We start from the raw sequence: 17983 nt of genomic DNA, 5'->3' as shown, positions 1-17983 counted from the left end.
TCAGCCAAAGGAATGATTTGACCGGCGCAGGGACCAGCGGCGTTTAACCATCACTGTCAGTGCATCTCGGTGAAGGCAATCTTCACGCCCAGGGCAATCAGCACCGCCCCCATGCTGCGGTCGAACCAGTGGCCCATGCGCGCAAAGGCGGCGCGCACCCGCTGCTGGCTGAACAGCCTGGCCACCAGGCAGAACCACAGGCCGGTGGCCAGTGCCAGGTAGACGCCGTAGCCGGCCTGAACGGCCAGCGGTGTTTGCGGGTTGATCACCACGGTGAACAGTGACAGGAAAAACAGCGTCGCCTTGGGGTTCAGGCCGTTGGTCATGAAGCCTGCGACAAAGGCGGCACGCGGCGTGCGCTCGACCGTCGAGGCCTGCACGGCGTCACTGCCAGGCGCCCCAGGGCGGGCGCGCAGGGCCTTGAAACCGATATACAGCAGATAGCCTGCTGCCAGCCATTTCAGCGCGTTGAACAGCATGATCGACTGCGACACGATCAAGCCGATACCCAACAGCGAATAGCCCACATGCAGGAAAATCGCCGTACCGACACCGCAGGCCGTCCAGGTGCCGGCGCGCCGGCCGTGGGTAACACTCTCGCGTACCACCACGGCAAAGTCCGGGCCGGGGCTGGCCACCGCCAGCAGATGAATCAACGCGACAGTCAGAAATTCAGCCCAGTACATGGGGGCTCCTTGCGGCAAAGAAGGCAATCGGGGGCGCTACATTACGCTTTCGTCCTTTCGGGCAACAGTCTCTGGTAGGAGCGGGCTTGACTCTCCTCCTGAGGGCAGGGGTTAGCCTCAGCGCTTTTGCCCCTGGACCTGCCTTCGATGAGTAAACGAATCCTGGTGATACTCGGCCACCCTGCGCACAACAGTTTCTGCGCCGCGTTAAGCGACAGCTACATCAATAGCGCCCGAGATGAAGGCCATAACGTCTGCCTGCTGGCGCTCGGCAACCTGGCCTTCGACCCGATCCTGCATGACGGTTATCAACAGGTACAACCCCTGGAGCCCGACCTGCTGCACGCCCAACAACTGATCAGTTGGGCCGAGCACCTGGTGTTCATCTTCCCGGTCTGGTGGGGCGGCATTCCGGCGTTGCTCAAGGGCTTTCTCGACCGCATCCTGCTGCCCGGCTTTGCCTTCAAATACCGCAGCGGCTCGCCCTTCCCCGAACAACTGCTCAAGGGTCGCAGCGCCGACCTGCTGGTGAGCATGGACACGCCGCCCTGGTATTACCGCTGGGTCTATCGCATGCCGGCCCTTGAGCAAATGCGCCGCACCACCCTTGGCTTCTGTGGAATCAGGGCCAAAAAGACGTTAACGTTTGGTCCTGTCATCAGTTCGAGCGAACGGCAACGCGAAACCTGGCTGCAACAGGCGCGCGCACTGGCTCGCCGGCATTAAAAGGACGTTCGATGTACATTGGCAAAGCCGCGCAGTTGTCCGGGGCGACCATCAAGAGCATTCGCCACTATGAGCGCATCGGCCTGTTGCCGGCGCCCAGGCGCCAGGGGAGCTATCGCCTGTATGACCAGCAGAGCGTCGCCCTGCTGAGCCTGATCAAGTGCGCGCAAAAGCTCGGTTTCAGCCTCAAGGAAATGCAGGCGCTGGTCGGCAATGAGCAGGCCGGACTGCCGATGGAGCGCGTGCGCCAAGCGATTGCCGGCAAGAAAGCCCAGCTGCAGGCGCAGATCCAGGCGCTGCAGCAACAACATCAAGGCCTGCTCGAACTGGAAAGCAGCGTTGAGCACAGCCATTACGATTGCTTCGTCTAAAACGCCTGAGCCCTCACAGGAGTCATCCTAATGTCCACCACCCGTCGCGCCGTGTTTCTCGACCATAGTTCCCTGGACCTGGGTGACCTGGCGCTGGATCGCCTCAAGGCCTGTTTCGATGATTTGCAGCTGTATCCGGCAACCGCTCCCGAGCAGGTCGCCGAACGCCTGCAGGGCGCAACCGTGGCGATCAGCAACAAGGTCATGATCGACGCCGCCACCCTGGCGGCCTGCCCCGAACTGAAGCTGATTCTGGTAGCCGCCACCGGCACCAACAATGTCGACCTGCAGGCGGCGCGCGCTCAAGGTATCGTCGTCAGCAACTGCCAGGGTTACGGGACCCCGTCAGTGGCGCAGCACACCCTGGCCCTGCTGCTGGCCCTGGCCACCCGCCTGAGCGACTATCAAAAGGCCGTCGCCGATGGCCGCTGGGGCCAGGCCAAGCAGTTCTGCCTGCTGGACTTCCCGATCGTCGAGCTGGAAGGCAAGACCCTCGGCCTGCTCGGCCATGGCGAGCTGGGTGGCGCCGTGGCGCGCCTGGCCGAAGCTTTCGGCATGCGCGTGCTGCTCGGCCAATTGCCCGGCCGTCCGCCGCGCGAAGACCGCCTGGCGCTGGATGAACTGCTGCCGCAAGTCGACGCCCTGACCCTGCACTGCCCGCTCAACGAGCACACCCACAACCTGATCGGCGCCCGCCAACTGGCCCTGCTCAAGCCGGGCGCTTTTGTGATCAACACCGCCCGCGGCGGGCTGATCGACGAGCAGGCCCTGGCCGATGCCTTGCGTGCCGGCCACCTGGGCGGTGCAGCCACCGATGTGCTGAGTGTCGAGCCGCCAGTCAATGGCAACCCGCTGCTGGCGACAGACATCCCGCGCCTGATCATTACCCCGCACAGCGCCTGGGGCGCGGTCGAATCACGCCAGCGTATCGTCGAGCAGTTGAGCGAAAACGCCGAGGCGTTTTTCGCCGGCAGCCCGCGTCGCCAGGTCTAAGCCAGGCCCGGCTCTGGTAAACTGCGCCACTTTTTTCAGGAGTCGCCGTCCATGGACCCGCGCAGTGAAGTGTTGCTTCGTCAGGCTGATCTTTTCCAGGGCTCGCTGTTGCTAGCCGGTTTGCCTGCCGACGACCTGCTCGGCAAGCTGCCAGCGGCCCATGGCTGGAGCTGGCATGCCGGCGATCATGCGGCGCTCGATGCGCGCTTCGCCGGGCGCAGCCACTTCGGCGTAGAAGCACCGGCCCAGGCCTTCGACGCCGCCGTTGTGTTTTTGCCCAAGTCCCGTGACCTGGCCAATTACCTGCTCAACGCCCTCGCTTCGCGCCTGGCCGGCCGCGAGCTGTACCTGGTCGGCGAGAAACGCGGCGGCATCGAGGGCGCGGCCAAGCAGCTGCACGCCTTCGGCAAGCCACGCAAGCTCGACAGCGCCCGCCATTGCCAGTTGTGGCAGGTCACCGTGGAGCACGCACCGCAAGCCAGATCGCTGCAAAGCCTGGCCGAGCATTTCGAACTGGCGCTGGCCGATGGCCCGCTGCAGATCGTCAGCCTGCCGGGTGTATTCAGCCACGGCCGCCTGGATCGCGGCAGCGCCCTGCTGCTAGACAATCTCGATCAGTTGCCGGTCGGTGATGTGCTTGATTTCGGTTGTGGCGCAGGCGTGCTCGGCGCGGCCATCAAACGCCGCTACCCGCAAAGCCGCATCACCTTGCTCGATGTCGATGCCTTCGCCGTCGCCAGCAGCCGCCTGACCCTGGCCGCCAATGGTCTGGACGGCGAGGTGATCAGCGGCGACGGCATCGATGCCGCACCGCGCGAGCTTGACGTGATCATCAGCAACCCGCCGTTTCATACCGGGGTGCACACCAATTACCAGGCTTCAGAAAACCTGCTGCGAAAATCAGCCGATCATCTGAAAAAAGGCGGAGAAATGCGCCTAGTGGCCAATAGCTTCCTGCGCTACCAACCGCTGATCGAAGAGGCCCTGGGCAACTGCCGGATCCGCGACGAAGGGCAAGGCTTTCGCATCTACCAGGCAACACGCGGTTAAAATCAGCGCTTGCCGAAACGGATTTGCCTAGGCAGAATCCGCTCCGTCCTAGGGGAGTAGTCTCCCGCGAGCACCCAGCTCGCCCGGTACGCGTCAACATACTTGGTCCACAGACCATGGCGCGTGCGACCCACGGTCCGCACAGACGGACCCAGGGTTTGACAAGACCTATGACACGAACACCTTACCCGGGGCGGGAAGGCTGTACGTGTCATAGCCGTGTCGACCCGCCCCCGTAGGAATCCTGATGCTGGAATCATTGCTCGTCCCCACCGCGATCGTGGCCCTCGCCGAAATTGGCGACAAGACCCAATTGCTCGCGCTCATCCTTGCCGCCCGCTTTCGCAAACCCTGGCCGATCATCGCCGGCATCATTGCTGCGACCCTGGCTAACCATGCGGCTGCAGGCGCGGTCGGCGCCTGGGTCAGCACCTTCTTCAGCGCCGCCACCTTGCACTGGATTCTCGCGGCCAGCTTTGCCGCCACGGCGCTGTGGACGCTGATCCCGGACAAGATGGACGATGACGAAGCCAGCACCGCCCGGCGCTTCGGCCCGTTCCTGACCACCCTGATCGCGTTCTTCATCGCTGAAATCGGCGACAAGACCCAGGTCGCCACGGTGATGCTGGCGGCACAGTATCCGCACCTGATCATGGTAATTATCGGTACCACCTTGGGTATGTTGATTGCCAACGTACCGGTGGTGCTGGCGGGCAACTTCGCCGCCGAGAAACTGCCACTGACCCTGATCCGCCGCCTGGCTTCGGCCGCGTTCTTCGTCCTGGCCGCTGTAGCGGTGTATTCGGCAATGCAGGTCAGTGGCTGGATAGGCTGATCGGTGGTGACTTCATCGCTGGCAAGCCAGCTCCCACAGTGCTGGCGTACACCGCCCTCTGTGGGAGCCGGTCTTGCCGGCGATGGGCCGCAGCGCGGCCCCGGCTATCGCTTACTTGCGGGCCTGCTCGTACAACGGCATCACCTTCGGAATCGCCGCCTGCAACGACGCCTGGCGGCTCGCCGAGGCCGGGTGAGTGCTCATGAACTCCGGCTGCGAACCGCCCGAGGCCTGGGCCATCTTGTCCCACAGGCTGATGGCCGCATTCGGGTTGTAACCGGCACGGGCGGCCAGCTCCAGGCCGATCAGGTCGGCTTCGTTCTCGTTAGCCCGGCTGTTGGGCAGGGTCAGGCTGTATTGCACCACGGTGTCGGCAATTGCCAGGCTGTCCTGGCCCAGGCCCAGCAAGGCTCCCGCGCCCTGGCGGGCCATCTGCACACCATAGGCCTTGGACATCGCTTCACGGCCATGCTCGCGCAAGGCGTGGGCGATTTCATGGCCCATCACCGCGGCCAGCTCGTCATCGGTCAGCTTGAGTTTGTCGATCAGGCCGTTGTACACGAAGATCTTGCCGCCAGGCCCGCAGTTGGCGTTGAGCTCGTCGCTCTTGATCAGGTTCACTTCCCAGTTCCACTGCGCCGAATCCGGGCGGAATTGCGGTGCCTGGGCAATCAGGCGATTGGCGATGGCCTGCACGCGCTTGGCATTGGCGCTGCTCTTGTCGAGCACACCCTTGCTCGAAGCCTCACCCAGGGTTTGCTGGTAGGACTGGGCGTACATCTGGTTGACTTCATCGGTCGACAGCATGCTGAACATGTATTGCTTACGCTCGACACCCACGGCGCCGCCGCTGGTGGTGTTCACCGCCTGGCAGCCAGCAAGCAGGACGCTGGCGCTCAATGCACCGATTACAAATGACTTACGCATGAAAACACTCCCTTCGAACATGCCGCGTATCCTAGGCCGACTCGGTTGAGCCCGCCATATCCCTGATGAAGATTTCTCCAGACGGTGCTCATGCTTTCGCCCCGCCGGGCCGATAACGCAAGGCAGACGCCTTTCCTTGCGCTTGGAGCCCCCTCATGAAGTTCCGGTCGATCCAGTTTTCCGTCGCCGCCCTGGCTGGTGCCATTGTCCTGAGCATTGTTGCCGCTCTGGTGCTCTACGCCGTGTATGCCGGCGAACGCACCCAGGAACTGGTGCAAACCCGCACTCAGCAGCAGTTCGAGGCGGTGATCGAGCAGCGCCTGACCGCCCTGGCGCGGACCCAGGTCAGCGAAATCCAGCGCGGCCTGGAAGCGCCCCTGCTGATCGCCCGCGGCCTGGCTACCAGCAACGCCATGCTTGGCATGCAGGACAGCAACGGCAATGCCCTGCTGAAGATCGAACGTGAGCAAATGATTGCCCTGCTCAAGCAAACGGCGCTGACCAACCCGCTGATCCTGGGGACTTACCTGGGCTGGGAGAGCAATGCCCTGGACCATGATGACGCGCGCTTCGTCGGTACCTCGGTCACCGGTATCGACAGCGCCACCGGGCGCTTCCTGCCCTGGTGGTTCCGCAACGAAGACGGCAGCCTGGGCCTGGACAAGCTGGCCGACGTCAATGACCAGACTGTCCTCGCCACCGGCGTGCGCACCAGTGAGTACTACCTGTGCCCACGGGAGTCGAAGAAAGCCTGCGTTATCGACCCGGCGCCTTACAAGGTAGGCGACAAGGTGGTGATGCTCGCCTCGTTCGTCGAGCCGATCATGATCGACGGCAAGTTCCAAGGCATTGCCGGCGCCGACCTGTCGGTGAACTTCATCCAGGAACTGCTCAATACCGCCGACCGCCAGCTCTATGACGGTGCCGGCGAACTGGCTCTGGTGTCCGGCAACGGCCGCCTGGTGGCCTTTACCAAGGACCCGGGCAAGTTCGGCGAAAAAGCCAGCGACGTTCTCGACGCCAATGCCGCCGGCACCCTGGCGCAACTGAGCGGCGAAAACCTGCACTACGAAGTCGACAAGAGCGCTGGCCGCATCGAGCTGTACCTGCCATTCAAGATTGCCAATACCGACGCCCGCTGGACCCTGCTGCTGGAGCTGCCGATCAGCGCAGTGATGGCCGATGTGGAAAAACTGCAAGGCGACCTCAGCGCCCAGCGCAACACCGACATCACCGGCATGACCCTGGTAGGCCTGGGCATCGCCGCGCTTGGCCTACTGGTGATCTGGCTGCTGGCCCACGGCATCGCCCGGCCACTGCGGCAGATGGTGGCGATGCTCGATGACATCGCCCAGGGCGAAGGCGACCTGACCCGCCGCCTGAGCAGCGACCGCGCCGACGAACTGGGCTCGATCGCCAAGGGCTTCAACACCTTCCTGAGCAAGCTGCAGGCGATGATCAGCCAGGTGGTGGCCTCGGTGCAAAAGGTCAGCGACTCCTCGGAGCACACCGCCGACATCGCCATCCGTACCAACCAGGGCGTGCACAAGCAAATGGCCGAAATCGACCTGGTGGCCACCGCCGTGCACGAGATGACCGCCACCGCCCAGGACGTCGCGCGCAACGCCACCCATGCGGCCCAGGCCGCCAGCAACGCCGATCAGGCCGCCCACCAGGGCCTGGAAATCGTGCGCAACACCTCCCATTCGATCAGCGCCCTGGCCGAGGAAATCGGCCGCGCTGTCGGCGTGGTGCAAACCCTGGCCCGTGATAGCGAGAACATCAACGCCATCCTTATCGCCATCCGCGCGATTGCCGAACAGACCAACCTGCTGGCGCTCAACGCCGCGATCGAGGCGGCGCGCGCCGGTGAACAAGGCCGTGGTTTTGCCGTGGTGGCCGACGAGGTGCGTAACCTGGCGCAGAAAACCCAGCAGGCCACCGAAGAAATCCAGCAGATGATCCAGCAACTGCAGCAGGGTACCCGCGATGTGGTGCGCGTCATGGAAGACAGCCAGGGCAAGACCGACGACAGCGTGCAGCAAGCGGCGCGCGCCGCCGAAGCCCTGGAGAGCATCACGCAGGCGGTATCGGTGATCAACGACATGAACACGCAGATTGCCAGTGCTGCCGAAGAACAGAGCGCGGTAGCCGAGGATATCAACCGCAACGTGATCAATATCGGCCAGGTGGCCAACGAAGTGGCGGGCGGCGCCGATGAGTCGAGCACCGCCAGTGCCGAGCTGACCAAGCTGGCCGAGCAGCAGCGGCGGTTGATCAATCAGTTCAGGGTGTGAAGCCTATCGCGGGTCAAGCCCGCTCCTACACAGTGCTCAGCTGTGGGAGCGGGCTTGACCCGCGATGCTTCTAGGCCGGGGTCAGACACTCCGGCCCATTGAGCTTGGGATCGTTGACGAAATTGGCCAGCACCCGCTCGCGCAGCGGTGCCTGGCCGCCCGCCAGCAACTCGTACAAACGCGCCGGCGGGGTCTGGGGATCAAGCCACGCCGCTTGCCCGGCGGCATCAAGAATCAGCGGCCGCCGCTGGGTCATCGCCGCCTGGGTCACCACCGCGGTACTCAGCCAGACCTGATCCTGCACCGGATACGCCTCCCAGATCGCGGCAAAAAACAACGAGGAGCCCTCCCCCGGCGTCAGCCAGTAGGGGCGCTTGCGCTGGGTGCCACGCCATTCGTAGAAACCGTTGGCCGGCAACAGGCAGCGGCGCAGGCGAAAGGCCTCACGGAACATCGGCTGTTCGGCCAAGGTCTCGGCCCGGGCATGGGCCGGGGTGCGTGACAAGTCGGTGAGCCAGGCCGGAGTCAGCCCCCAGCGCGCCCGCGCCAACTCCATCTGGCCATCGTCGAGACGGCGCTGGATCAGCACCGAGGCGCCGGGGGAGATGTTCCATTGCGCCTGCTGGTCACTGGGAAATCCCGGCAACGCAGCAAAGGCGGGAGACCAGCGAAACAGCGCATAACGTCCACACATGAGGGGCAAAAACCTAGCAAATCAGGGTTCCGGGGAGGTTCTCCGGTTCGTCGCCCACAAGTGGCTGGGCGCTATTGTACGCGGCGATCAGCTCGCGTGCGCAGCCGGCCTGCTCATCGGCCACCGCCAGACCCAACAGGCCGTGCATTGGCAGGTCGCCCATGGCGCCCATCAGGTCGCGGCCGACCAGGTGCACGGTGATGCCTTCACTGGCGAGCATGCCGATGAGCATTTGCGCTTCCAGCAGGCTTTCAGGATCGTAGATTCGCTGCATCAGTCATTCTCACCATAAACGTCCAGCATCCATTCCTCTCCATGTACTTGCAGCACGAACCTGATCGGCTTGCAGCACACCTGGCAGTCCTCGATGTACTCCTGATCGCCACCGGACAGGTCCACTGTCGTCTCGACTTCTTCACCACAATAAGGACAATCGTAGATCGCTGTCTCCAGCATCGCGGCCTCCCGAGTGACTTGTGCGTATAATTGCCGGTCTATTTACAGGCCCTGAGTGTGTCTGAGCCGTTTTTCAGACCCCGGCCCTACCTATTACCCTAGCCGTTTCCAACAAGAGAGCATGATGGGCGAATTCGATGCCATCCGACCGTACGACGACGCTGAAGTCCCTGCCGTTCTGGCACGGCTGCTCAGCGATCCGGCATTCCTCGATATCCTCACCCACTTCCGCTTCCCGCGCACGGCCGGGGCCTTCGGCTGGCTGCTCAAGCCGCTGATCGCCCGGCGCCTGCGCAAAGAGTTTGCCGGGGTCAGCTGCGTATCGACGCTGCAGGACAAGGTCGAATACTACGTCGACCACACCATCGAGCGGGCAACCGACGGCGTGACCTACACCGGCGTCGAGCAGCTCAAGGCCGGTACCGCCTACCTGTTCCTGGCCAACCATCGCGATATCGTCATGGACCCGGCGTTCGTCAACTATGCCGTGTACCACGCAGGCCTGCCGACCCCGCGCATCGCCATCGGCGACAACCTGCTGCAAAAGCCGTTCGTCAGCGACATGATGCGCCTGAACAAGAGCTTTATCGTGCATCGCTCGATCAGTGGCCGCCGGGAAAAGCTTGCCGCTTACCAGTTGCTGTCGGCCTACATCAACCATTCGATCCGCAATGACTGCCAGTCGATCTGGATCGCCCAGGCCGAAGGCCGGGCCAAGGATGGTGATGACCGTACCGATTCGGCAATCCTGAAAATGTTCCATATGAGCCGCAAGGACGAGCCGTTCGGCGCAGTGATCCAGTCGCTGAACCTGAGCCCGGTGTCGATCAGTTACGAGTACGACCCGTGCGACCAGGCCAAGGCCCGCGAGCTGTACATTCGCGCCACCACCGGCACTTACAGCAAGGCGCCAGGTGAAGATGACGTCAGCATTGCCCAGGGCATTACCGGCTACAAAGGCCGCGTGCACATCAACTTTGCCCCGCCGGTGAGCGAATTCGTCGAGGACACCAAGCAACTGGCAGCCGAGATCGACCGGCAGATTCTGGCCGGTTACCGGTTGTTCCCGGTGCATTATCTGGCGTATGCGCAGTGGACCGATGCCGACCCGGCGCTGGCAGTACCGGTGGCGGCCAAGGTGTTCCCGGCCGATGAACTGGCCCGTGCCCAGGCCGAATGGCAGCGCCGCCTGGACGCCTGCCCGGCCGAGCATCGGCCGTTCCTGGTGCAGCAGTATGCGACGCCGGTACGCAATCAGTACCGGGTCAAGGCGGGGTTGGCGCTGTAAATTAATCGCGGGGCAAGCCCGCTCCTACAGGCTATGTAGGAGCGGGCTTGCCCCGCGAATGGCTCACACCCAGGTACTGAACCAGGACAGCAACAAGGCCAGTGCCAGGAAGGCGAAACCGAGGATGTAGTAAAAACGGTTGATGCGCAGGCTCATGCCATCGACCACCGCCTCATCGGCGGCCATGCCCGCCAGGGTTTGCGCCGCGCGGCGCCGGGCACTGTGCAGCAGCAGGCCGCCCGGGCAGGTCAGCAGCAGGGCCAGCAGGTTGATCAGCTTGGCCGGATGGGCGGCAAACAGCCCCCAGATCACTTGCAACGACATCGCAAAACCTCAAAAAGAAGTACATCGATACTTTCGACACGGCGGGCATTCTACCCAAGCGCCGCACCCGTGCCTGCCCTTTGCGACCAACGACGATTAATTCGCAGCGTCACACGCTCGTCATCTGGACACGCCACTCTATCGGCCGTCGCCACCCACCGGAGCTTGTCATGCTGCACGCCGAAAACCAGGACCGCCTCTACCTGATCGCCCAGAGCGACGAGCAGCAGGCGCTGATCGACGGCCTGGCGTTCAACGTCCAGGACCGCCAATGGCTGGTGTACTGCGCCCTGGGCGGACATGCCCATGATGACCTGCCCGAAGTCGACGGCCCTACCGGCATCAGCGTGCTGGATTTCTACGTCGAAGCCGCCTGAGCGTCCAGAAACGCAAAAGCCCGATGCCTACCCTGCAGGCATCGGGCTTTTTACTGTCGGGCTTATTCGCCGAGGATCTGGCCGACGGCCTGGTCCTTGAACAGACGGGTCAGGGCGTCGCTCAGCACATCACCCACCAGCTTGGTGTTGGTTTCCTGGTTCGGCGCCATGCCGAAGCGCTGATCGAGCGAGGCGCCGTAACGGCCGCTGTAGCGACGGTTGGCATTGGCCACGTCAGCCTTGAAAGTCGCACCGATGGTGGCTTCGGTCACGTACATGCCTTCTTTTGGCGACTGGTACTTGAGCTCGGTCAGGGTCACGGTCAGTTGCGGCGCGTTGTAGGCATTCGGCGTCGGCGTGAAGCCCAGCAGCCGCACAGCCGCTTCGGCCTGGGCCTGCAGTTTTGGCAGGATATCGTTGCTGGCCACCGTGATGGCACTGGTTTCCGGGTACAGGCCGCCACGAGTGCCCAGGGTTTGCGAGGCGCGGCCATCGACTACCTTGACCACCACCGGCTGGCCATGACCGACCGGCGCCAGCTGAGCGGTGAGTTTCGGTTGCGGGCTGAGTTGTTGCGGGCTGTGGGCACAACCGGCCAGGGTCAGACTGGTCACCGCGATCAAACCGAACAACAAACGTTGCAACATGCTCATCTCTCCAGAATAGGCAGCAAAGGCCGCTAGTATAACCAGCACAAGGCAGCCCAGCTATCGGCGTGCCATTAGTGAATAAGACAGGCGTGCCCAGCCCCGGTTCGCTGTCACAATCGTTTCATCACTGCACGGTTATCCTTGCCTCAGTTCTTCACAGGGATACCTCGCCATGTCCTCGCTCCTGGCCTTGCTGTTCAAACGCAATCCGCAACGCTGCTTCGCCCGCCTCGACGCCTTGGGCCATTGCCAGGCCTTCAAGCAGTGTGCGCAGGCTCCTTCGACCAGCGGCTGGGTGGAAATCAACGAAATTCGCCTGGCCTGGCTTAACCGCCCGCTGCCCGCCAGCGCCCGTGTTTCAAAGCGTGTCAGCGGAAACTGGCTGCAACGCAGCCTCGCCGCCTGAGTTTTGCCTCAATAAAAGTCGCTAATAAAGAGCTTTTCTGCCCGCGACATCGCTATAATCTCCCCCCGATTATAAGGACGTCTCCTGATCGGGCCTCGCAGTACCGCCAATGCCCAGCATTGCGCATCCCCCGCACCGCCCACAGAGAGCCTTCCACACAGGTCTTGCACCAGCCAGTGTGCCTGCGTCATTCGGCCCTCTGCTCTGCCTGAACCTGCCGGGTCTGCCATCGCGCAGTCCATTTTGAGGTTCACGTCTCCAAAAGAGCGTGAAAAAACGGGTTTTCACAACTTCACGAGAGTGTGGCGAGCAATGAACAGTCTGGCATGTGCAAAAGCACCTAAAGTGTCCCGAACAGCCCTGAACAGCTGGCAACAGCGCTCATTTGCAATGGGTGCCTGAAACCGGTCCATAACGCACGACGGATACCTTGACCATAAGTCGAATTGCCGCACCGGCTGTAAAATGCGTTCATAGGCAACGCAAAGCCCGGTTGGTGGTGTCCGCTGAAGTTGCAAAAACTGCGAAGAATCGGACATGGCGATCCTGGCAAGCCAGGGATCCTATGCTGTCAATTTGGTGCTGAAGATTTTGGAGACGCGTTAATGGCGCAGAACGAAGCAGTCGATGTAGTACTGGTAGGGGCAGGCATCATGAGTGCCACCCTGGCCGTACTGCTCAAGGAACTCGACCCGGCGATCAAGCTGGAAGTCGTCGAGTTGATGGATTCGGGTGCCGCGGAAAGTTCCAACCCGTGGAACAACGCCGGGACCGGCCATGCCGGGCTGTGTGAACTGAACTACACGCCACAGGCCGCCGACGGCAGCATCGATATCAAGAAAGCGGTGCATATCAACACCCAGTTCGAGGTTTCCCGGCAGTTCTGGGCTTACCTGAGCAAAAAAGGCGCGTTCAGCTCGCCACGGGCGTTCATCAACCCCGTGCCGCACCTGAGCTACGTCGAGGGCGAAAAGGGCATCAGCTTCCTCAAGAAGCGCTTCGAGATGCTCAAGCAGCATCATGCCTTCGCCGAGATGGAATACACCGAAGACAAGGCGCTGATGAACGAGTGGATGCCGCTGATGATGCCAGGTCGCCCCGCCGACCAGCAGATCGCCGCCACCCGCGTCATGAAAGGCACCGACGTCAACTTCGGCGCGCTGACCAACAAGTTGCTCAAGCACCTGGCCAACGCGCCCCAGGCGCAGGTCAAGTACTGCAAGAAGGTCACCGGTCTGCGCCGTAACGGCAGCGGCTGGACCGTCAGCATCAAGGACGTCAACAGCGGCAGCAGCCGTGAAGTCGACGCCCGCTTCGTGTTCCTCGGCGCCGGTGGCGCGGCCTTGCCGCTGCTGCAACTGTCGGGTATCGAAGAGAGCAAGGGTTTTGGCGGTTTCCCGGTCAGCGGCCAGTGGTTGCGTTGCGACAACCCTGAAGTGGTCAAGCGCCACCAGGCCAAGGTCTACAGCCAGGCCGCGGTCGGTTCGCCACCCATGTCGGTACCGCACCTGGATACCCGTGTAGTTGACGGCAAGACCTCGCTGCTGTTCGGCCCGTATGCCGGCTTCACCACCAAGTTCCTCAAGCACGGCTCGTTCCTCGACCTGCCGCTGTCGGTACGCATGGGCAACATTGGCCCGATGCTGGCCGTGGCCCGCGACAACATGGACCTGACCAAGTACCTGGTCAGCGAAGTGATGCAGTCGATGGAGCAGCGCCTGGAGTCCCTGCGCCGCTTCTACCCCGAAGCCAAAGCCGAGGACTGGCGCCTGGAAGTGGCTGGCCAACGCGTGCAGATCATCAAGAAAGACCCGAAAAAAGGCGGCATCCTGCAGTTCGGTACCGAACTGGTTGCGGCCAAGGACGGCTCCCTGGCCGCCCTGCTCGGTGCTTCGCCAGGTGCTTCGGTGACCGTGTCGATCATGCTGGAACTGATCGAGCGCTGCTTCCCCGAGCAAGCCAAAGGCGCCTGGGCTGCCAAGCTCAAGGAAATTTTCCCGGCCCGGGAAAAGGTCCTGGCCACCGACGCTGCCCTGTACCACAAGATCAGTGCGTACAACGACGAGGCCCTGGGCCTGGTCGAGAACAGCCCGGCGCAGAGCTACGCGTAACCTGCCGGCATAAAAAAACGCCCTTCGGGGCGTTTTTTTATGGACGCTGTTTTCAGCTGCGGGCCTTGTCGATGATCTCGATGTAGTCGGCGGCGTTGCGCTGATCCTTGATGATCTCGACAAAAGTCTGGCCGTGCTCGTCTTTGCCGTCCAGGTCAAAGCCAGCCTCGACGAAGAAGCCGACATAGCGCTCGAAGTCATCGATGCGCAGGCCGCGGTAGCCCTTGATCAGCTTGTGCAGCGACGGCGAAGTGACGTTATCAGCCGGCTCGTACTGGAGGAACGACTTGACGTAGTCGTCGCTGATCTCATCACCAATCACTTGCTTCTTGTCTTTACGCATTGCCGACTCCAACTGAACCATCACGGACATTTTCACGGGTCGGCAGTTTACCCCCGGGCGGCGCCGGCACTCAACGCGCGCGTACGCTACCGGTGTGCAGATCGGCCCAGATGTGACCATTGGGGTAGCTGAGGAACTGCACATAGACAATATCGTTGCGCAGCAGATCGAGGATGACCCGGTACTGGGCCAGCGGGTAGTTCAGCGTCAAGGTCTTGCTCTTGTCATCGAACACCGGCTTTTTCAGGCTTTTGCTTTCGGCATCGAAGCTGATCAACACCTGGCTGACGGTCGCGCCCTTGCTCAGCGGCTTGCCTTTGAGGCGCAGGATCAACGGTGAGGTCACCGGGATAGGCTGCTGGTTGGACTGGCGCTGGTTGCCGACCACTACGGAGTAGCTGGTGACCTGCAACAGCTGCTGTGACTCAGCAGCTTCCTTGCGCAGCCCAAGATCATCGGGCGGCAGGAACTGGCTATGCAGGGGCGCCGCGGCCAGCGGCATGCTCAGCAGGAACAACAGGGGGAAGATCGCACGCATGTCAGGCTCCTTGGGGGCAGCCTGGCACTCTAGCATGGGCCGATGATCGCGGGGCAAGCCGCTCTCACAGGTTATGTGGGAGCGGCGCAGCGGCGCCTCGGCTTGCCCCGCGATTGGAAGTCAGAGTCCTTTAACCGCGTAGATACCGTTGGCGTTACGCCAGTAACCTTTGTAGTCCATACCATAACCGAACACGTAGCGGTCGACGCAGCTCAAGCCGCAGAAGTCGGCCTTGAGGTCGGCGCTGGCCTTGCGATCATGGTCCTTGTCGATCAATACGGCAGTATGCACGGCGCGGGCACCGGCGTGCTTGCAGAAGTCGATAATAGCGCTAAGGGTATGACCTTCATCAAGGATGTCGTCGATGATCAGCACATCACGATCAATGAACGAAACTTCCGGCTTGGCCTTCCAGAACAGGTCACCGCCGCTGGTCTGGTTGCGGTAGCGGGTGGCGTGCAAGTAGGACGCTTCCAGCGGGAACTGCAGATGGGTCAGCAGCTTGCCGGCGAAGATCAGGCCGCCGTTCATCACGCAGAACACTACCGGGTTGCTATCGGCCAGCACTTCGGTGATCTGCGCGCCCACGCGGGCGATGGCTGCCTCGACTTCGGCTTCGGTGTGCAGGCAGTCAGCCTCGCGCATGACTTGACGGATGTGCTCGAGATCGGCGGACATGGCGCTCTCCAAGGGGCGGCAATTGAGAAAAGCGGGCAAAGGTACGCATCCCGTCGCATCAGATCAAGCATTTCTGGACTAACGTCCAGTAAGCCTGAGGACATGCATGGCTGAATAGATTAATCTAGCGCGGTTTTTTTGCCCGCCCCCCCCCCGGAGCCTTTCCCTATGCCTACCCGTGAGATCCGTCACCCGCTGATCCGCCACAAGCTCGGCCTGATGCGCCGCGCCGACATCAGCACCAAGAATTTTCGCGAGCTCGCCCAGGAAGTCGGTACGCTCCTGACCTACGAAGCCACCAAAGACCTGCCCCTGGAAAGCTATGAAATCGATGGCTGGTGCGGCAAGGTCCAGGTCGAGAAAATCGCTGGCAAGAAGATCACTGTAGTACCGATCCTGCGCGCCGGCATCGGCATGCTCGATGGCGTGCTCAGCCTGATTCCGGGCGCCAAGGTCAGCGCCGTTGGCGTGGCCCGCAACGAGGAAACCCTCGAAGCGCACACCTACCTGGAAAAACTCGCCCCGGAAATCAACGAACGCCTGGCACTGATCATCGACCCGATGCTGGCCACCGGCGGCTCGATGGTCGCCACCATCGACCTGCTGAAGAAAGCCGGGTGCAAGGACATCCGCGCCATGGTTCTGGTCGCCGCGCCCGAAGGCATCGCCGTGGTGGAGAAAGCCCACCCGGACGTGCAGATCTACACCGCCTCGATCGACCAGCGCCTGAACGAACACGGTTACATCATCCCTGGCCTGGGCGATGCCGGTGACAAGATTTTCGGCACCAAGCAGAAGGACGCCTGAGCATGCAGGATGAGTTCAACGACCCGCTCTGGCGCCAGGCTGTCTCTGGCGCGCAGATGCTCTTCGTCGCCTTCGGCGCGCTGGTACTGATGCCGCTGATTACCGGCCTTGACCCCAACGTCGCGCTGTTCACTGCGGGTCTGGGAACTCTGCTGTTTCAGGTGGTTACCGGTCGCCAGGTGCCGGTGTTCCTGGCTTCGAGCTTCGCGTTCATTACCCCGATCATCCTTGCCAAGGGCCAGTTCGGCCTGGCCGAGACCATGGGCGGGGTAATGGCAGCAGGTTTCGTCTACACCTTCCTCGGCCTTGCGGTAAAAATCAAAGGCACCGGCTTTATCGACCGCCTGCTGCCGCCGGTAGTGATTGGCCCGGTGATCATCTCCATCGGCCTGGCAATGGCGCCGATTGCCGCCAACATGGCCATGGGCAAGGCCGGTGACGGCACCGAGCTACTGCCCTACAGCACCGCCATGATGATCTCCATGCCGGCACTGCTGACCACCCTGATCGTTGCCGTGTTCGGCAAAGGCATCTTCCGCCTGGTGCCGATCATCGCCGGCGTGCTGGTGGGCTTTGGCCTGTCGTTCTACTTTGGCGTGGTCGACACCGCCAAGATCGCCGCCGCGCCATGGCTGGCGCTGCCGCACTTCACCGCACCAGCGTTCAACTGGCAGGCGATCCTGTTCATCGTACCGGTGGCCCTGGCGCCGGCGATCGAGCACATCGGCGGCGTGATTGCCGTCGGCAGCGTGACCGGCCGCGATTACCTGAAAAAGCCCGGCCTGCACCGCACCCTGCTCGGGGACGGCATCGCCACCACCACTGCCGGCCTGTTCGGCGGGCCACCCAACACCACCTATGCCGAAGTGACCGGCGCGGTGATGCTGACCAAGAACTACAACCCGAAGATCATGACCTGGGCGGCAATCTTTGCCATCACCCTGGCCTTCATCGGCAAGTTCGGCGCGCTGCTGCAGAGTATTCCGGTACCGGTAATGGGCGGCATTCTCTGCCTGCTGTTCGGCTCGATCGCGGCGGTAGGCATGAACACCATGATCCGCCACAAGATCGACCTCAGCGAGGCGCGCAACCTGGTGATCGTTTCGGTGACCCTGGTGTTCGGAATCGGTGGCGTGCTGATCGGTAGCGGCACCGGCCCCGATGACTGGGGCCTGAAGGGCATCGCCCTGTGCGCAGTGGTGGCTATTGCCCTGAACCTGCTGCCGGGTAACGACAGCTGGAAGAACAAGGCGCTGGACGATCAGTTGCCTTGATCTGATTGCTTGATGGGGCCGCTGCGCGGCCCATCGCCGGCAACGCCGGCTCCCACAATGGCAATGCATGCCATCTGTGGACTGCCCCCAAGAAGTTGGACACCAATCCAACCCTTGGGGGAGTTATGAGCAAGTACTCAGAGCATTTCAAG

General features: G+C 62.4%; 22 protein-coding genes and 1 riboswitch. Of the genes, 12 read left to right on the top strand and 10 right to left on the bottom strand.

Annotated elements, in window-relative coordinates; translation table 11 throughout:
• Nucleotides 1–56 precede the first annotated feature (56 nt).
• Nucleotides 57–686: a LysE family translocator gene (locus NLX68_RS23155; protein WP_254285977.1), complete on the bottom strand. Its 630-nt coding sequence runs from the start codon at nt 684–686 to the stop codon at nt 57–59.
• Between the two features lie 147 nt (nt 687–833).
• Between NLX68_RS23155 and NLX68_RS23150 the strand changes: the two genes are divergently transcribed.
• From NLX68_RS23150 to NLX68_RS23130, 5 genes are all read left to right on the top strand, one after another.
• Nucleotides 834–1412 (top strand): NAD(P)H-dependent oxidoreductase, encoded by a 579-nt coding sequence (locus NLX68_RS23150; protein WP_254285975.1) that lies wholly within the window; start codon nt 834–836, stop codon nt 1410–1412.
• Nucleotides 1413–1423: 11 nt separating this feature from the next.
• Nucleotides 1424–1783, top strand: a complete 360-nt coding sequence (locus NLX68_RS23145; protein ID WP_254285974.1) for a MerR family transcriptional regulator — start codon at nt 1424–1426, stop codon at nt 1781–1783.
• A 30-nt stretch (nt 1784–1813) separates the two neighbouring features.
• Nucleotides 1814–2776 carry a 2-hydroxyacid dehydrogenase gene (locus NLX68_RS23140; protein WP_254285973.1) on the top strand — a complete coding sequence of 321 codons (963 nt, stop codon included), beginning with the start codon at nt 1814–1816 and terminating at the stop codon, nt 2774–2776.
• 51 nt (nt 2777–2827) lie between these two features.
• Nucleotides 2828–3826 carry a class I SAM-dependent methyltransferase gene (locus tag NLX68_RS23135; protein WP_254285971.1) on the top strand — a complete coding sequence of 333 codons (999 nt, stop codon included), beginning with the start codon at nt 2828–2830 and terminating at the stop codon, nt 3824–3826.
• Between the two features lie 39 nt (nt 3827–3865).
• A riboswitch (yybP-ykoY riboswitch) is annotated at nt 3866–3985 on the top strand.
• 88 nt (nt 3986–4073) lie between these two features.
• Nucleotides 4074–4661 carry a TMEM165/GDT1 family protein gene (locus NLX68_RS23130; RefSeq protein WP_010225776.1) on the top strand — a complete coding sequence of 196 codons (588 nt, stop codon included), beginning with the start codon at nt 4074–4076 and terminating at the stop codon, nt 4659–4661.
• Nucleotides 4662–4772: 111 nt separating this feature from the next.
• Here NLX68_RS23130 and NLX68_RS23125 read toward each other — a convergent pair whose 3' ends face one another.
• On the bottom strand, nt 4773–5588 hold the full coding sequence (locus tag NLX68_RS23125) for a M48 family metallopeptidase (RefSeq protein ID WP_254285969.1): 816 nt from the start codon (nt 5586–5588) through the stop codon (nt 4773–4775).
• Nucleotides 5589–5743: 155 nt separating this feature from the next.
• Between NLX68_RS23125 and NLX68_RS23120 the strand changes: the two genes are divergently transcribed.
• Nucleotides 5744–7885, top strand: a complete 2142-nt coding sequence (locus NLX68_RS23120) for a methyl-accepting chemotaxis protein (RefSeq protein ID WP_254285967.1) — start codon at nt 5744–5746, stop codon at nt 7883–7885.
• Between the two features lie 70 nt (nt 7886–7955).
• Here the strand turns inward: NLX68_RS23120 and NLX68_RS23115 are convergent, their stop codons facing one another.
• The 3 genes from NLX68_RS23115 to NLX68_RS23105 are packed head-to-tail and all read right to left on the bottom strand — an operon-like array spanning nt 7956 to nt 9035.
• A complete protein-coding gene (locus tag NLX68_RS23115; protein ID WP_010225773.1) occupies nt 7956–8579 on the bottom strand; it encodes an SOS response-associated peptidase in 624 nt (207 codons plus the stop codon).
• 13 nt (nt 8580–8592) lie between these two features.
• Nucleotides 8593–8853, bottom strand: a complete 261-nt coding sequence (locus NLX68_RS23110; RefSeq protein WP_254285966.1) for a DUF2007 domain-containing protein — start codon at nt 8851–8853, stop codon at nt 8593–8595.
• Nucleotides 8853–9035 (bottom strand): CPXCG motif-containing cysteine-rich protein, encoded by a 183-nt coding sequence (locus NLX68_RS23105; RefSeq protein ID WP_010225771.1) that lies wholly within the window; start codon nt 9033–9035, stop codon nt 8853–8855. Before NLX68_RS23105 ends, NLX68_RS23110 begins: the two co-directional genes overlap by 1 nt.
• A gap of 121 nt (nt 9036–9156) precedes the next feature.
• On the opposite strand from NLX68_RS23105, the gene NLX68_RS23100 reads away from it, so the two are divergent.
• Nucleotides 9157–10323, top strand: a complete 1167-nt coding sequence (locus NLX68_RS23100) for a 1-acyl-sn-glycerol-3-phosphate acyltransferase (RefSeq protein ID WP_254285965.1) — start codon at nt 9157–9159, stop codon at nt 10321–10323.
• Between the two features lie 63 nt (nt 10324–10386).
• Here the strand turns inward: NLX68_RS23100 and NLX68_RS23095 are convergent, their stop codons facing one another.
• The gene (locus NLX68_RS23095) at nt 10387–10647 is read right to left on the bottom strand and encodes a hypothetical protein (protein WP_036993845.1); all 261 of its coding nucleotides are present in this window, start codon (nt 10645–10647) and stop codon (nt 10387–10389) included.
• Between the two features lie 170 nt (nt 10648–10817).
• Between NLX68_RS23095 and NLX68_RS23090 the strand changes: the two genes are divergently transcribed.
• The gene (locus tag NLX68_RS23090; protein ID WP_010225766.1) at nt 10818–11024 is read left to right on the top strand and encodes a hypothetical protein; all 207 of its coding nucleotides are present in this window, start codon (nt 10818–10820) and stop codon (nt 11022–11024) included.
• A gap of 62 nt (nt 11025–11086) precedes the next feature.
• On the opposite strand, the gene NLX68_RS23085 is transcribed toward NLX68_RS23090, so the two are convergent.
• Entirely contained in the window at nt 11087–11671 is a 585-nt protein-coding gene (locus NLX68_RS23085) for a YajG family lipoprotein (protein WP_254285964.1), read from the bottom strand.
• 175 nt (nt 11672–11846) lie between these two features.
• Between NLX68_RS23085 and NLX68_RS23080 the strand changes: the two genes are divergently transcribed.
• Both NLX68_RS23080 and mqo read left to right on the top strand, forming a co-directional pair.
• Entirely contained in the window at nt 11847–12080 is a 234-nt protein-coding gene (locus tag NLX68_RS23080; RefSeq protein ID WP_115088736.1) for a hypothetical protein, read from the top strand.
• A gap of 605 nt (nt 12081–12685) precedes the next feature.
• On the top strand, nt 12686–14191 hold the full coding sequence (gene mqo / locus NLX68_RS23075; RefSeq protein WP_254285963.1) for a malate dehydrogenase (quinone): 1506 nt from the start codon (nt 12686–12688) through the stop codon (nt 14189–14191).
• 52 nt (nt 14192–14243) lie between these two features.
• Here the strand turns inward: mqo and NLX68_RS23070 are convergent, their stop codons facing one another.
• From NLX68_RS23070 to NLX68_RS23060, 3 genes are all read right to left on the bottom strand, one after another.
• Nucleotides 14244–14534: a PA4642 family protein gene (locus NLX68_RS23070; RefSeq protein WP_010225761.1), complete on the bottom strand. Its 291-nt coding sequence runs from the start codon at nt 14532–14534 to the stop codon at nt 14244–14246.
• Between the two features lie 70 nt (nt 14535–14604).
• Nucleotides 14605–15072 carry a hypothetical protein gene (locus NLX68_RS23065; RefSeq protein ID WP_254285962.1) on the bottom strand — a complete coding sequence of 156 codons (468 nt, stop codon included), beginning with the start codon at nt 15070–15072 and terminating at the stop codon, nt 14605–14607.
• Between the two features lie 120 nt (nt 15073–15192).
• Complete coding sequence (locus NLX68_RS23060) at nt 15193–15750, bottom strand: hypoxanthine-guanine phosphoribosyltransferase (protein WP_254285961.1); 558 nt, start codon at nt 15748–15750, stop codon at nt 15193–15195.
• 168 nt (nt 15751–15918) lie between these two features.
• Here NLX68_RS23060 and upp point away from each other — a divergent pair, with 168 nt between their 5' ends.
• Both upp and NLX68_RS23050 read left to right on the top strand, forming a co-directional pair.
• Nucleotides 15919–16557, top strand: coding sequence for a uracil phosphoribosyltransferase (upp, locus tag NLX68_RS23055; protein WP_010225757.1), 639 nt, complete (start codon nt 15919–15921; stop codon nt 16555–16557).
• Between the two features lie 2 nt (nt 16558–16559).
• Complete coding sequence (locus NLX68_RS23050) at nt 16560–17831, top strand: uracil-xanthine permease family protein (protein WP_254285960.1); 1272 nt, start codon at nt 16560–16562, stop codon at nt 17829–17831.
• The last annotated feature ends 152 nt before the right edge of the window (nt 17832–17983 follow it).

The organism is Pseudomonas sp. SBB6 (assembly GCF_024213215.1).
In the GTDB taxonomy this organism is placed as follows: Bacteria; Pseudomonadota; Gammaproteobacteria; order Pseudomonadales; family Pseudomonadaceae; genus Aquipseudomonas; species Aquipseudomonas donghuensis.
The sequence above is the reverse complement of the archived record's forward strand: the minus strand, read 5'-3'. Positions and strand labels throughout refer to the sequence as shown.